Origin of the sequence: Terrabacter sp. 2YAF2, from assembly GCF_052114705.1 — a bacterium.
Lineage (GTDB): Bacteria > Actinomycetota > Actinomycetes > Actinomycetales > Dermatophilaceae > Terrabacter.
Genome location: NZ_JBFRFG010000004.1, coordinates 213,374 through 227,695 on the forward strand (window position 1 = coordinate 213,374; position 14,322 = coordinate 227,695).

Consider the following 14,322-nt stretch of genomic DNA (forward strand, 5'->3'; position numbering starts at 1 on the left):
GCACCTCCGCGCAAGGCCCCGACTGCGCTGCAACCGTCCGTTTGGACGAGTGCCGTCGCCGATTTGGAGGATCCGTGCGCTCCCTACTCCACACGCCGTGCCGACCGTGGGAGCGCCGGTGAGCGCCCCCTCCCGACCCAGCGGTGCCCAGGGCACACCGGGCGTAGACGGCCCGGCGTCGGCGGCGCTGCTCAGGACCGGACGGTTCTTCACCCGGTGGGAGGAGTCCGACGACGGGCGAGCGGTGTTCCGCGAGGGTGGTCGGGCCGGCGACGTCTTCTACCGGGACCGGTGGAGCCACGACAAGGTCGTCCGATCGACCCACGGCGTCAACTGCACCGGCTCCTGCTCGTGGAAGGTCTACGTCAAGGACGGGATCATCACCTGGGAGACGCAGCAGACCGACTACCCGTCCGTCGGCCCCGACCGGCCGGAGTACGAGCCCCGCGGCTGCCCGCGCGGTGCCGCCTTCTCCTGGTACACCTACTCCCCCACGCGCGTGCGCTACCCCTACGTCCGCGGCGTCCTGCTCGAGATGTACCGCGAGGCCAAGGCGCGGCTGGGTGACCCCGTGGCGGCCTGGCACGAGATCACGACCGACCCGGAGAAGCGTCGGCGCTACCAGAGCGCCCGCGGCAAGGGCGGGCTCGTGCGTGCGTCGTGGGGCGAGGCCGTCGAGATCGCCGCGGCAGCGCACGTCCACACCATCAAGGAGTACGGCCCGGACCGGGTCGCGGGCTTCTCGCCGATCCCGGCGATGTCGATGGTCTCGCACTGTGTCGGCACGCGGTTCATCCAGCTCATCGGCGGCGTCATGACGAGCTTCTACGACTGGTACGCCGACCTCCCCGTCGCGAGCCCGCAGGTCTTCGGCGACCAGACCGACGTGCCCGAGTCGGGCGACTGGTGGGACGCGACGTACCTCATGATGTGGGGCTCCAACGTCCCCGTCACCCGCACGCCCGACGCGCACTGGATGGCCGAGGTCCGTTACCGCGGCACGAAGGTCGTCACCGTCAGCCCCGACTACGCCGACAACACGAAGTTCGCCGACGAGTGGATGCCGGCCCAGGCCGGCACCGACGCGGCGCTCGCGATGGCGATGGGTCACGTGCTCCTCAAGGAGTTCTTCGTCGACCGCGAGGTCGACTTCTTCACCGACTACGTGCGCACCTACAGCGATCTCCCCTTCCTCATCCGCCTCGAGCCTCCCGTGGAGGCGTATGCCGCCACGTCGGGCGACGGAGCGATGGCTCCCTGGGTGCCCGGCAAGTTCCTCACCGCCGCCGACCTCGCCGCCGAGGGCAGCGCCGCTGCCGACGAGGACGCCTGGAAGACGGTGCTGCTCGACGAGGCGACGGGACAGCCGGTCGTGCCGAACGGCTCGATGGGGTTCCGCTACGCCGACTCCGGCAAGGGGCGGTGGAACCTCGACCTCGAGGGCGTCAACCCTGCGCTGACGATGGCCGGCGACCCGGCCGAGGCGGTGGAGGTGCTGCTCCCGGCCTTCGTCGAGCCGGACGGCACCGGGTCCGTGCTCCGTCGTGGCGTGCCCGCACGACGCGTCGGCGGCCACCTCGTGACGACCGTCTACGACCTGATGCTCGCGCAGTACGGCGTCGAGCGGCCGGGGCTGCCGGGCGTCTGGCCCACCGGCTACGACGACGTGTCCGAGCCCTACACGCCCGCGTGGCAGGCCGAGATCACCGGCGTCCCCGCCGAGCAGTGCATCCGCATCGCCCGAGAGTTCGCGACGAACTCCGAGCAGTCACAAGGTCGCTCGATGATCATCATGGGTGCCGGCATCTGCCAGTGGTTCCACGGCGACGCCACCTACCGGGCCATCCTCTCGCTCCTCGTCCTCACCGGCTGCATGGGCCGCAACGGTRGCGGCTGGGCGCACTACGTCGGCCAGGAGAAGTGCCGGCCCATCACCGGCTGGATCTCGCTCGCCAACGCGCTCGACTGGGGCCGGCCGCCACGCACCATGACCGGCACGTCGTACTGGTACATGCACACCGACCAGTGGCGCAACGACGGCTACTCGGCCGACTCGCTGAACTCCCCTCTCGCCAGAGGGCATCTGGCCGGCAAGCACACGGCCGACACCATCGCGCAGTCTGCCCGGATGGGGTGGATGCCGTTCTACCCGCAGTTCGGCACCAACCCCCTGCAGGTGGCCGAGGACGCCCAGGCTGCCGTCGAGGCGGGGGCGGCGGCCAGCCCCGCGGCATACGTCGCCGGCGCCCTGCACGACGGGTCGTTGACCTCGGCCATCGAGGACGTCGACGCCCCCGAGAACTGGCCGCGCACCCTGGTGCTCTGGCGCAGCAACCTCATGGGTTCCTCGGCCAAGGGCAACGAGTACTTCCTCCGTAACCTGCTCGGCACTCACCACAACGTCATGGGCAGCGAGAACCCCAACGCACCAAGGCCGTCCGAGGTGAAGTGGCACGACGAGGCGCCCGAGGGCAAGCTCGACCTGCTCCTGTCGGCCGACTTCCGCATGACGTCGACGACGCTGCTCTCCGACATCGTGCTGCCGGCGGCGACGTGGTACGAGAAGCACGACCTCAGCTCGACCGACATGCACCCCTTCGTGCACGCCTTCACGCCCGCCATCGACCCGCCGTGGGAGGCCAAGAGCGACTTCGAGCTCTTCCACCTGCTCGCCGAGAAGCTGTCCGACCTCGCCCGCACCCACCTCGGAGTGCGCAAGGACCTCGTCAGCGTGCCCCTCATGCACGACACCCCTGGAGAGACGGCACAGCCGGGCGGACGGGCGGTCGACTGGCGCGCCACGGGTCAGCCCGGCACGCCGGGCAAGACGATGCCCGTCTTCCAGCTCGTCGAGCGCGACTACACCGCGATCGCCGAGAAGCTCGCCGCGGTGGGCCCTGTCGCGGACAGCCTGGGCTTCAGCGTCAAGAACGTCACGTACCGGGTCGAGGAGGAGGTGGCCCGCCTCGCGGCCAAGAACGGCGTGATGCTCGGCGGCGCCGGTGACGGACGGCCGGCCATCGACACCGACGAGAAGATGGCCGAGGCGATCCTCACCTTCTCGGGCACGACGAACGGCCACCTGGCGGTGCAGGGATTCCGCACCCTCGAGGAGCGCGTCGGCAAGAAGCTCGCCGACCTCGCCGAGGGCTCCGAGGAGAAGCGGATCACCTTTGCCGACACCCAGGTCCAGCCGGTGCCCGTCATCACGTCACCCGAGTGGTCGGGCTCCGAGACCGGTGGCCGACGCTATGCGCCCTTCACCGTCAACATCGAACGGCTCAAGCCGTTCCACACCCTGACCGGTCGCATGCACTTCTACCTCGACCACGACTGGATGCAGGACGTCGGTGAGGCCCTGCCGATCTACCGGCCCCCCCTCGACATGCACCGGCTGTTCGGCGAGCCGAGGCTCGGGCCCGACGGCGGCAAGCAGGTGACGGTGCGCTACCTGACGCCGCACTCGAAGTGGTCGATCCACTCGGAGTACCAGGACAACCTGCTCATGCTCTCGCTCTCGCGCGGTGGCCCGACCGTCTGGATGAGTCCCCAGGACGCCGGGTCCATCGACGTCGCCGACAACGACTGGGTCGAGTGCGTCAACGACAACGGCGTCCTCGTCGGCCGCGCCATCGTCAGCCACCGTATGCCGGAGGGCGTGGTCTACGTCCACCACGCGCAGGAGCGCACCATCGACGTCCCGAAGTCGGAGGCGACCGGCCGCCGTGGCGGCATCCACAACTCGGTGACCCGGCTGCTCGTCAAGCCCACCCACCTCATCGGTGGCTACGCCCAGCTGTCCTACACCTTCAACTACCTCGGCCCGACGGGCAACCAGCGCGACATGGTCTCGACGGTTCGCAAGCGCTCCCAGGAGGTGACGTACTGATGCGTGTCATGGCCCAGATGGGCATGGTGATGAACCTCGACAAGTGCATCGGGTGCCACACGTGCTCGGTCACGTGCAAGCAGGCGTGGACCAACCGCGCCGGCACGGAGTACGTCTGGTTCAACAACGTCGAGACCCGCCCGGGGCAGGGCTATCCGCGCCGCTACGAGGACCAGGAGACCTGGAAGGGCGGCTGGACGCTGACCCACCGCGGCAACCTCAAGCTCAAGGCCGGTGGCCGGGTGCAGAAGCTGCTCGGCATCTTCGCGAGCCCGGTGCAGCCCAAGCTCGCCGACTACTACGAGCCGTGGACCTACGACTACCAGACCCTCGTCGAGGCACCGCTCGGCGACGACTTCCCCGTCGCCCGGCCGAAGTCGCTCATCACGGGCGAGAACACGAAGATCACGTGGTCGGCCAACTGGGACGACAACCTCGGCGGCGCGAGCGAGATGGGCCACCTCGACCCGATCGTCGCCAAGCTCAACGCCTCGGTGCGCCGCGAGTCGGAGGAGAAGGTCCGCTTCGAGCTCGAGCGGACGTTCATGTTCTACCTCCCCCGCATCTGCGAGCACTGCCTCAACCCGTCGTGCATGGCGTCGTGCCCGTCCGGCGCGATCTACAAGCGCGAGGAAGACGGCATCGTCCTCGTCGACCAGGACCGGTGCCGCGGCTGGCGCCAGTGCATCACCGGCTGCCCCTACAAGAAGATCTACTTCAACCACAAGAGCGGCAAGGCCGAGAAGTGCACCTTCTGCTACCCCCGCGTCGAGGTCGGCCTGCCGACCGTCTGCTCCGAGACGTGCGTCGGGCGGCTGCGCTACCTCGGGCTCTTCCTCTACGACGCCGACCGCGTCACCGCGGCAGCCGCCACCCCCGACGAGGGTGACCTCTACGAGGCACAGCTGGACCTCATGCTCGACCCGACCGACCCCGAGGTGATCGCGGCGGCCCGGCGTGACGGCATCCCCGACGACTGGATGGAGGCCGCGCGGCGCTCCCCCGTCTACGCGCTGGCCAAGAAGTACCGCGTCGCCCTCCCCCTGCACCCGGAGTACCGCACGATGCCGATGGTCTGGTACGTCCCGCCGCTGTCTCCGGTCGTGGATCTCCTTGCGGCACAGGGACATGACGCCGAGGACCGCGGCGTGTTGTTCGGTGCGATCGAGGCACTGCGCATCCCCGTCGACTACCTCGCCGAGCTCTTCACGGCAGGGCGCACCGACATCATCACGGACGTGCTCCGCAAGCTCGCAGCCATGCGGGCCTACATGCGCGACGTGTCGCTCGGGCGCGACGGCGACCCGTCGATCCCGGCCGCCGTGGGTCTCGACGAGGAGACGCTCTACGAGATGTACCGCCTCATGGCGATCGCGAAGTACGACGAGCGCTACGTCATCCCCACCGCCCACGTCGAGCGTGCCCACGAGCTCGAGGAGATCGGCTGCTCCCTCGACTTCGACGAGGGGCCTGGGATGTACGAGTCCGGACCGTTCGGCGAGGCGAGCGGACGGCCGGCGCCTGTGGCGGTCGAGACGTTCAACGCCCTGCGCCAGCGACAGACGTCTGAGACCACGACGCCGACCTCCGCGTCAGGCGAGCTGCGCGGCCGGGTCAACCTTCTCAACTGGGACGGCAGGGGCGCGCCGCCCGGGCTCTTCCCCGACGACGACAAGGAGGACGCGTCGTGATCGGGCTGCGCCGACGTCCGCCGCGGACCCGCGACGACCGCGTCGTGCACCTCGTCGCAGGACGGTGCCTCGACTACCCCACCGCGGAGCTCCTCACCGCGCTGCCCGCGATGCGTGAGGCGCTGACGGAGCACCGCGGCTCACCGGGCGCGCCCGAGCTGGCGGGTCTGCTCGACCACCTCGGGGGGGCCGATCTCGCCAGTCTCCAGCGCACCTATGTCGACACCTTCGACCTCAGCCGCAAGCATGCGCTCTACCTGTCGTACTGGACCGACGGGGACACCCGCCGACGCGGGGAGGTGCTGGGACGGTTCAAGACGGCATACCGCAGCAGTGGAGCCGTCGTCGACACCCACGGGGAGCTGCCCGACTACCTCCCGATGGTGCTCGAGTTCGCCGCACGGGTGGACGCCGACGCAGGCCGCGCCATCCTCCAGGACTACCGGGCGAGCCTCGAGCTGTTGCGAATCGCGTTGCAGGAGAAACAGAGTGCGTATGCCGGTGCTGTCGTCGCGGTGTGCGCGACGCTTCCCGGGGAGTCACCGCCTGATCGCGCCGCGGTGATGGAGATGGTCGGGATGACCGGACCGCACCCGACCGAGGCCGTGGGACTGGAGCCCTACGACCCGAGACTCCTTCCGCTGCGACCGGTCGCGTCGGCCGCGACCTCGGGAGCCCACTCGTGAACACGTTCTTGTGGGGCGTGCTGCCCTACCTCTGCGTCGCGAGCCTCGTCGGCGGCACCATCTGGCGATACCGCTACGACAAGTTCGGGTGGACGACCCGCTCGTCCCAGCTCTACGAGTCGCGGCTGTTGCGCATCGGCTCGCCGCTCTTCCACTTCGGCATCCTCCTCGTCTTCTTCGGGCACGTCGGAGGCCTCGTCATCCCCGAGTCGTGGACGGACGCGGTCGGCATCAGCGAGGGGCTCTACCACTTCAACGCGCTGCTCTTCGGCGGCATCGCCGGGGTGTGCACGCTCGTCGGCATCCTCATCCTCGTCTACCGTCGCCGCACGACGGGTCCGGTCTTCATGGCCACGACGAAGAACGACAAGCTGATGTACGTCCTGCTCGTCGCGGCCATCGTGCTCGGCCTCTGGACGACCCTCGTCAGCGTCGGGGCGGGCAGCGAGGCCCACAACTACCGCGAGACCGTGTCGCCGTGGTTCCGGTCGGTCTTCCTCTTCCGACCCGACGTCGCGTCGATGGCCGCCGCACCGATCCAGTTCCACGTGCACGCAGTCGTCGGGATGCTGCTCTTCGCCCTGTGGCCGTTCACGCGGCTCGTCCACGCCTTCACGGCGCCACTGCACTACCTCTTCCGGCCCTACATCGTCTACCGGTCCCGCGACCGCCAGACCTCCGGCAACCGGGCCAGCCGTCCCGGCTGGAGCGGGGTCGGCACCACGGACCGAGACCGTCGCCGCTGAGCCATCCCACCCACACAGGAGCCACCATGAGCCAGACCGCGGCCAGCCCACGTGCGGGCGCCGAACCCGAGCTCTCCGGTCAGAACCGCAACCTCGCCCTCGCCCTCTTCGCCTTCACCATCACCTTCTGGGCCTGGAACATCATCGGGCCACTCGGGGTTCGCTACACCGCGCAGATGGGCCTCAGCAGCAGCCAGAAGGCCCTCCTCGTCGCGACGCCGGTGCTCGTCGGGTCGGTCGGACGCATCCCCGTCGGAGCGCTGACGGACCGGTTCGGCGGGCGAATCATGTTTCCCATCCTGACCCTGGCCAGCATCCCGTTCGTCCTGCTCGTCGCCGTCGCCGGCAACGCCCGCTCCTTTCCCCTGATGCTCCTCTTCGGCTTCTTCCTCGGGATCGCCGGCACGACGTTCGCCGTCGGGATCCCCTTCGTCAACGCGTGGTTCCGCGCCGACCGCCGGGGTTTCGCGACCGGCGTCTTCGGAGCCGGGATGGGTGGGACGGCGCTCTCGGCCTTCTTCACCCCACGATTCGTGCAGTGGTTCGGCTACACGGCGACGCACGTCATCCTCGCCGTCGCGCTGGCGGCCACCGCGGCGATCTGCTGGACGTGGATGCGCAACTCGCCGCTGTGGCGCCCGAACACCGACCCGGTCGTGCCCAAGCTCGCGGCGGCCCTGCGCCTGCCCATCACGTGGCAGATGTCGTTCTTGTACGCCGTCGCCTTCGGTGGTTTCGTCGCCTTCTCCACCTACCTCCCGACCTTCCTCAAGGACGTCTACTCCTTCGACCTGACCGCCGCCGGCACGCGCACGGCAGGTTTCGCCATCGCCGCCGTGGTGGCGCGCCCGATCGGAGGCATCCTCAGCGACCGCATCGGTCCCCGTGCCGTGCTCGCGATCTCGCTCGCCGGGACGACCGCGCTGGCCCTCGTGCTCGCGTTCCGACCGCCGCTCGAGCTGTCCGCGGGCCTGTCGTTCGTCGCCATCGCCTTCTTCCTGGGCCTCGGCACCGGTGGCGTCTTCGCGTGGGTCGCCACGGCGGCACCAGCCGAGCGGGTGGGCAGCGTCACCGGCCTCGTCGGCGCTGCGGGCGGCCTCGGCGGCTACTTCCCGCCGCTCGTCCTCGGGGCCACCTACGACACGCTGCTCCCCCAGTACGGCGTCGGCCTCGTGCTCCTCGCCATCGTCGCCGCCTCGGCGCTCGTCTTCTCCCAGCTCGGCATCAGGGCGCCGGACCGGACCGCCCGACCCGCCTGAGCACGACGGGCCGGGCACCCGAGGTCGAGGACCACGGACGCCCGGCAACACGGCATACGCCAGGTGGTGGCGCTTGCTAGAGCACCTGCGAGAGGAAGCGTTGGAGCCGCGGCGTCCCGGGGGCCCCGAAGACCTGGTCCGGTTCCCCCGACTCGACGACCCGGCCGTGGTCCATGAAGAGCACCTGCTGCGCGACGGACCGGGCGAAGCCCATCTCGTGGGTCACGACCAGCATCGTCATCCCCTCGGCCGCAAGGTCGGCCATGGTGGCCAGCACGCCCTTGACGAGCTCGGGGTCGAGGGCGGAGGTGGCCTCGTCGAACAGCATGACCTCCGGCTCCATCGCCAGGGCGCGCGCGATCGCGACGCGCTGCTGCTGGCCGCCGGAGAGGCTGCTGGGGCGCACGTCGGCCTTGTGGGCCAGCCCGACGCGGTCGAGATGATGGAGTGCGAGCTCCGCTGCCTCGTCCTTGGGCAAGCCCTTGAGCTTGGTCAGGCCGAGCGTGACGTTGGCGCGAACTGTCTTGTGCGGGAAGAGGTTGAAGTGCTGGAAGACCATCCCGACCCGTTGCCGCAGGACGTCGGGGTTGTCGAGCAGCACGCTGCGGCCATCGAGCAGCACGTCCCCACGGTCCGGCTCCAGGAGTCGGTTGACGACGCGCAGCAGCGTGGACTTGCCCGAGCCCGAGGGGCCGATGACGCATGCCGTCGTCGCGGCGGCGACATCGAGGTCGACGCCCCGGAGGACGCGGTTGGAGCCGAAGGCGAGGTGCACGTCGCGTGTCGCGACGGCAACCCCGTGGCCCGGGGCCACGCCAGCGGTGGCCAGACGGTCAGCAGTGGTCTCGGCGGTCATCGGGCCTCCTGGCTCACGGCGAGGACGGGATCGTCGAGGTCGACTCCGTCTGGGTCATCGGGTCGGGTAGCGCCGTCGGCACGCCGTCCGTCGCGCAGGCGACGGTCGATCGCGTTGACGACGTGCGTCAACGGCACGGTGACGAGCAGGTAGAAGAGCCCCGCGAGGACGAGCGCGGACTGGTTCCCCGTGTTGGCAGCGGCATCCTGGCCGATCCGGAAGAGGTCGCGCTGGCTGGCGAGCAGCCCCAGGAAGTAGACGAGCGAGGACTCCTTGATGAGCGCGATGAACTGGTTGACCAGCGCCGGCAGGACGCGGCGCACGCCCTGCGGGATGACGACCAGGCGCATGCCGGAGGGACGACTGAAGCCCAGGGCCCGCGCGGCCTCGAGCTGCCCGGTGTCGACGCTCTGGATGCCCGACCGGAAGATCTCGCCGATGTAGGCGCTCGCGATGAGGGACAGGGCGAGGATGCCGAGCGGGTAGGGGTTGGGCCCCCAGATGTGCAGGCCGACCGGGGACAGCCCGACGCCGATGAGCAGGATCGTGACGGCGGCCGGCAGACCGCGGAAGATGTCGGTGAACGCCCTTGCGGGCCAACGCGACCAGCGCCGGTGCGAGAGCCCGCACACGGCCAGCACCATGCCGAGCGCCGTGCCGATCACCGCCGAGGTGAGGGCCAGGACGAGCGTGTTGGGGAGCCCGACGCGGAGCAGCTCCGGCAGCGCCGCGCGCATGGCGTCGAGGTCGAAGAAGGTCTCCCGCAACGTGGTCAGGATGTCCATCCGGCCCTCCTCTCATTGGTGGTCTGGTCTACGACGGTCGGGTCACTGCGACGCGGTGGAGCCGCTGCCCGGCTTGAAGTCGGCGGGGATCTCGCGGGTCGGGTAGTACTGCTTCTGCAGCTTGGCCCAGGTCCCGTCGGCGACGACCTCGTCGATCCCCTTGTCGAGCGCGGCCCGCAGCCTGTCGTTGCCGGGCGCCACGGCATACGCGATGCCGCCGGGGTCGAGCTGCTTGGCCACGGCGAGGACCTTGCCCCCGGAGTCGCCCGCTGTCTTCTCACCGATCTCGGCAGGCGTGATCCACGCGTCGGCGGTGCCCGTGCGCAGCTGGTTCAACGCGGCGTTGTAGTCCGGGACGCGGACCGGGTTGAGGTTCTCGCGCGTGGCGTAGTCGTCCTGCACCGTGCCCTGGACCACGACGACGCGCTTGCCGTGGAGCTGGGCGAAGGAGGTGATCCCCGAGCCCCTCGGCACGTCGAGGCCGAGGAAGCCGAAGTCGTACTTGCTCGTGAAGTCGACGGTCTTCTTGCGCGCCTCGGTGATGCTGATCGACGACGAGCCGACGTCGAACTTGCCGGTCTTCACCTGGGCGAGGAGGGAGCTGAACTCGGTTCCCACGAACTCGACCTTGAGGCCGAGCTTGCCGGCGACGGCGGTCAGCAGGTCGTTGTCGAAGCCGGTGAACTTGCCGTCCTTGAGGAAGACGTTCGGCGGTGCGTCGGTGAGCGTCCCGGCCCTGAGGGTCCCGGGCTGCTGGAGGCCGTAGGGGTTGTCGGCTGCGCTCTGGGCCTCGGACGACCCACCGCCGCACGCGGCGAGCAGGAGGGGGACGAGGGCGACGGCGGAGGCCGTGAGGGAGCGCTTGAGCAGGTGCATGGTGTCGTCCTTCTGGGTCGGGCAGGTCAGGGCGCGCCGGATCCAGCCCGCCGGGCGTCGGTGCTGGCTTGGGGCGAACGGGTGCCGCGCGCCGCGCGCTCCGCGTTGACAGTCAGAACGTTATAGGACACGTAACACGAAGTGATAATCGGGGTGGAGGTGGCGGGGCCGCGATCACCCACCGAGGGGGAGTCACAGCGGACAGCGACTCGGCACGCTCGATCCACGTCCACTTCGCCGTCCGGAGGAAGCTGAGGCCAGCGCGGGTATGTGCCCCGTGTGACCTCTCCTCCTGCCGGCCTGTCCACCGCCCCAGGGAAGCCCGGGTCATGAGGGGCCCCGTGACGCTGGCCGGTGATCGCGAGGCAGCCCCGAGCACCGGCGCCCTGACCGCCGAGGTCGAACCCAGCACCGATCCGGCCTCGGCGCTTGCGCTCCTGCGGCGACACGCGGCGGCCTTCCCGCTGCCAGGTGCCGGATCCACACTGACGCTCTGGGAGTCGTTGGCGACCGTCGCCGCCGTGAGCCTGACCGCAGCCCGCGCCGTCGAGCCGCACCTCGATGCCCTGGCGATCCTGGCCGAGGCGCGATCGGCGGGCCACGAGACACCCGACACGACGGACAGTGCCACGTGGGGAGTCTTCGCTGCGGAGGGACCCGGCGTTCGCCTGGCCGCGACGGACCCTGACGGAGACGGCGTCGTCCGCCTGCACGGCACCAAGCCGTGGTGCTCGCTCGCGGGCTCGCTCTCGCACGCCCTCGTCACCGCTTGGGAGAGTGAGACGACGCGGCGGTTGTATGCCGTCCCGCTGGGTGAGGCGAACGGCGTGACCGTCCATCCCGCCGCCTGGTTCGCGCGGGGCCTGAGCGCCGTGGAGAGCGGACCGGTCACGTTCGAGGGGGCCGAGGCGGTTCCCGTCGGGCCGGCGCGCTGGTATCTCGAACGACCCGGGTTCGCCTGGGGCGCAATGGGCGTCGCGGCGATCTGGTACGGCGGCGCGGTCGGGGTCGCGCGTCGGCTCATGCGGGGTGGGCGTGAGCCGGACCAGATCGCCCTGATGCACCTGGGTGCGGTCGACGCCTCACTCTGGGCCGCCCGGGCGACGCTCGCCGAGGCGGCAGCTCGGGTGGACGAGGGACGCGCGACCGGTGCGGACGGTGCCACTCTCGCGCTGCGCGCCCGTGACGTCGTGGCCCGCGCCGCCGAGGCGGTCCTCGAGCACGTCGGTCATGCGACGGGGCCGGCTCCCCTCGCACTCGAGGACGACCACGCGGGCCGGGTGGCCGACCTCCAGCTCTATCTCCGGCAGGAGCACGCCGAGCGCGATGAGGCCGCGCTCGGTCGCCACCTGCTCGACGCCGGCCCCCGACTGCCGTGGTGACGGCAGGCAGCCGGTCGTTCACCCACGCGGAGACCGGCACGCCGGAGGCCCGGTGGCGTGAGCGTCCCGAGTGGGCTCAGGTCATCCCTGTGCCGGCGTCGGCCACGACCGGTGCCAGCCGGCTGGTCCTCGTGGCGGCCCACCCCGACGACGAGACCCTCGCTGCCGGCGGCCTGATGGCCGTTGCGGGCCGGGCCGGCCTCGAGGTGGTCGTCGTCCTGCTGACGGACGGAGAGAGGTCGCACCCCGACTCCCCCACGATGGGCGAGCAGGAGCTCGCCCGGCACCGGGTCGAGGAGTCGAGGCAGGCGCTGGGGCTGCTCGCGCCGACCGGGAGGCTCGAGCGGGTAGGCCTGCCCGACGGGTCGGTCGCCGACCACGTCGACGCCGTCGTGACAGCGCTCGTCGACATCATCGGCGAGGACGGGGCCCGCACCCTGGTGGCGGCCCCCTGGCGCGACGACGGCCACGCCGACCACGACGCCGCAGGTCTCGCCGCGAGCGTGGCCGCGCGGCGCACGGACGCGACGCTGTGGGAGTACCCCGTCTGGCTGTGGCACTGGTGCGAGCCCGAGCACGCGCCCTGGGCGGCGTTCCGGGCCCTGCCCTTGCCCGACGACATCCGGGATGCCAAGCGCGCCGCCGTCGCACTCCATCGCACCCAGGTGGCGCCGCTGACCGACGCGACGGGGGACGATGCGGTCCTGCACGACGGGATGCTGGAGCACTTCCGTCGTCCGTTCGAGGTCTTCCTCCGGCTCGACCCGGCAGCCGACGACAGCCTGGAGCGGCTGCACGACACCTCTGCCGACCCGTGGCGGGTGCGCACGAGCTGGTACGAGCAGCGCAAGCGGCTGGTCACCCTGGCAGCGCTCCCCCACGGGCGATACGCGCGCGCCCTCGAGGTCGGCGGCTCTGTCGGGGCCCTGGCAGCCGAGCTCTCCCGGCGTTGCGACGAACTGGTCGTCGTCGACGAGAGTGCCGCCGCGACCTCGGCGGCCCGCGCGTCGCTCGACGCCGGCGCAAGTGACGCCGGTGCGGTGGGCGACGTCTCCGTGCTTCAGGCCAGCGTCCCCGAGGAATGGCCCGGCGGCCGTTTCGACCTGGTCGTCGTCTCCGAGGTCGGCTACTTCCTGAGCCCGGACCGGTTGCGACGCCTGGTCGCCCGCGTCGACGCATCCCTGACGGACGACGGCGCGGTCGTGCTCTGCCACTGGCGGCATCCCGTGCGGGGGTGGCCGCTCGACGGGCGGCGGGTGCACGAGATCTGGTGCGAGCACTCAGACCTGCCCGTCATCGCCACACACGTCGAAGCCGACTTCCGACTGGACGTGTTCTCTCGCACCACGGTCCACGAGGCGGGGTCCTCGTGAGCGCCGCGGTGTCGTGCGCCGCGGTGGAGAGCCTGACCCACGTGCACGTCGTCGTGCCTGCCAACAACGAGGAGGCCCTGCTCCCCCGCACGCTCCGAACCCTGCACGACGCGGTCGACGAGCTGCGTCGCGCGCGCCCGACGATCACGACCCACGTGACGGTCGTCCTCGACGCCTGCACGGACGGGTCTCGCGACGTCGCCCGACGGCATCCCGAGGTCCGCGTGGCCGAGGTGGGCTACCGCTGCGTGGGCGCCGCACGCGCGCACGGCGTCGCGACGGCGACGGCGGGGGTGCCCGGTTCCGAGCGTGGACGGCACTGGCTGGCCAACACCGATGCCGACTGCGCCGTCCCGAGGGACTGGCTCGTGCGGCAGGCGATCCTCGCCGACGCCGGAGTCGACCTCGTCACCGGGACGGTCGAGCCGGACAGGGCCGACCTGGACCCGGCCGTGCTGGCGCGCTGGCAGGCCCTCCACCAGCTCCGTGACGGGCACCCCCACGTCCACGGCGCCAACCTCGGCCTGCGGCTGTCGACCTACGTGAGGAGCGGCGGGTTCCGGGCCGTCCCGGTGCACGAGGACGTAGGCCTCGTCGAGCAGGCGCGCCTGTCCGGAGACACCTGCCTTGCCTCGTCGGCCCTGAACGTCCGGACCTCGGGGCGTACGCGTGGGCGCGCACCGGGTGGGTTCGCCCACTTCCTCAGCGAGCTGGAGACGGGTGCCTCGTTGGCCGGGTGACCAGGTCGAGGACCGACACGGTGAGCGACCAGGAGGCGC

At 70.8% G+C, this 14,322-nt stretch carries 11 protein-coding genes; 8 read left to right on the plus strand and 3 right to left on the minus strand.

What is annotated here, in order from left to right; genetic code table 11:
* Positions 1-118 precede the first annotated feature (118 nt).
* The 5 genes from AB4030_RS06365 to AB4030_RS06385 are packed head-to-tail and all read left to right on the plus strand — an operon-like array spanning position 119 to position 8,271.
* A complete protein-coding gene (locus AB4030_RS06365; protein ID WP_442278358.1) occupies positions 119-3,889 on the plus strand; it encodes a nitrate reductase subunit alpha in 3,771 nt (1,256 codons plus the stop codon).
* The gene (narH, locus tag AB4030_RS06370) at positions 3,889-5,580 is read left to right on the plus strand and encodes a nitrate reductase subunit beta (protein WP_442278359.1); all 1,692 of its coding nucleotides are present in this window, start codon (positions 3,889-3,891) and stop codon (positions 5,578-5,580) included. The genes AB4030_RS06365 and narH overlap by 1 nt, the downstream gene beginning before the upstream one ends.
* Positions 5,577-6,266 carry a nitrate reductase molybdenum cofactor assembly chaperone gene (gene narJ, locus AB4030_RS06375; RefSeq protein ID WP_442278360.1) on the plus strand — a complete coding sequence of 230 codons (690 nt, stop codon included), beginning with the start codon at positions 5,577-5,579 and terminating at the stop codon, positions 6,264-6,266. Before narH ends, narJ begins: the two co-directional genes overlap by 4 nt.
* Positions 6,263-7,012 (plus strand): respiratory nitrate reductase subunit gamma, encoded by a 750-nt coding sequence (narI, locus tag AB4030_RS06380; protein ID WP_442278361.1) that lies wholly within the window; start codon positions 6,263-6,265, stop codon positions 7,010-7,012. The genes narJ and narI overlap by 4 nt, the downstream gene beginning before the upstream one ends.
* A gap of 26 nt (positions 7,013-7,038) precedes the next feature.
* Positions 7,039-8,271, plus strand: coding sequence for an MFS transporter (locus AB4030_RS06385; RefSeq protein WP_442278362.1), 1,233 nt, complete (start codon positions 7,039-7,041; stop codon positions 8,269-8,271).
* A 76-nt stretch (positions 8,272-8,347) separates the two neighbouring features.
* On the opposite strand, the gene AB4030_RS06390 is transcribed toward AB4030_RS06385, so the two are convergent.
* The 3 genes from AB4030_RS06390 to AB4030_RS06400 are packed head-to-tail and all read right to left on the minus strand — an operon-like array spanning position 8,348 to position 10,788.
* Complete coding sequence (locus AB4030_RS06390) at positions 8,348-9,127, minus strand: amino acid ABC transporter ATP-binding protein (protein WP_442278363.1); 780 nt, start codon at positions 9,125-9,127, stop codon at positions 8,348-8,350.
* Positions 9,124-9,912, minus strand: a complete 789-nt coding sequence (locus AB4030_RS06395; protein WP_442278364.1) for an amino acid ABC transporter permease — start codon at positions 9,910-9,912, stop codon at positions 9,124-9,126. The genes AB4030_RS06390 and AB4030_RS06395 overlap by 4 nt, the downstream gene beginning before the upstream one ends.
* Before the next feature lie 42 nt (positions 9,913-9,954).
* Positions 9,955-10,788 (minus strand): ABC transporter substrate-binding protein, encoded by an 834-nt coding sequence (locus AB4030_RS06400; RefSeq protein WP_442278365.1) that lies wholly within the window; start codon positions 10,786-10,788, stop codon positions 9,955-9,957.
* A gap of 329 nt (positions 10,789-11,117) precedes the next feature.
* Here AB4030_RS06400 and AB4030_RS06405 point away from each other — a divergent pair, with 329 nt between their 5' ends.
* Genes AB4030_RS06405 through AB4030_RS06415 form a run of 3 tightly spaced genes read left to right on the plus strand, consistent with a single transcriptional unit; the run spans position 11,118 to position 14,283 of the window.
* Positions 11,118-12,170 carry an acyl-CoA dehydrogenase gene (locus AB4030_RS06405; protein ID WP_442278366.1) on the plus strand — a complete coding sequence of 351 codons (1,053 nt, stop codon included), beginning with the start codon at positions 11,118-11,120 and terminating at the stop codon, positions 12,168-12,170.
* Positions 12,167-13,543, plus strand: a complete 1,377-nt coding sequence (locus tag AB4030_RS06410; protein WP_442278367.1) for a PIG-L family deacetylase — start codon at positions 12,167-12,169, stop codon at positions 13,541-13,543. The genes AB4030_RS06405 and AB4030_RS06410 overlap by 4 nt, the downstream gene beginning before the upstream one ends.
* Entirely contained in the window at positions 13,540-14,283 is a 744-nt protein-coding gene (locus tag AB4030_RS06415; RefSeq protein ID WP_442278368.1) for a glycosyltransferase, read from the plus strand. Before AB4030_RS06410 ends, AB4030_RS06415 begins: the two co-directional genes overlap by 4 nt.
* Positions 14,284-14,322: the final 39 nt, after the last annotated feature.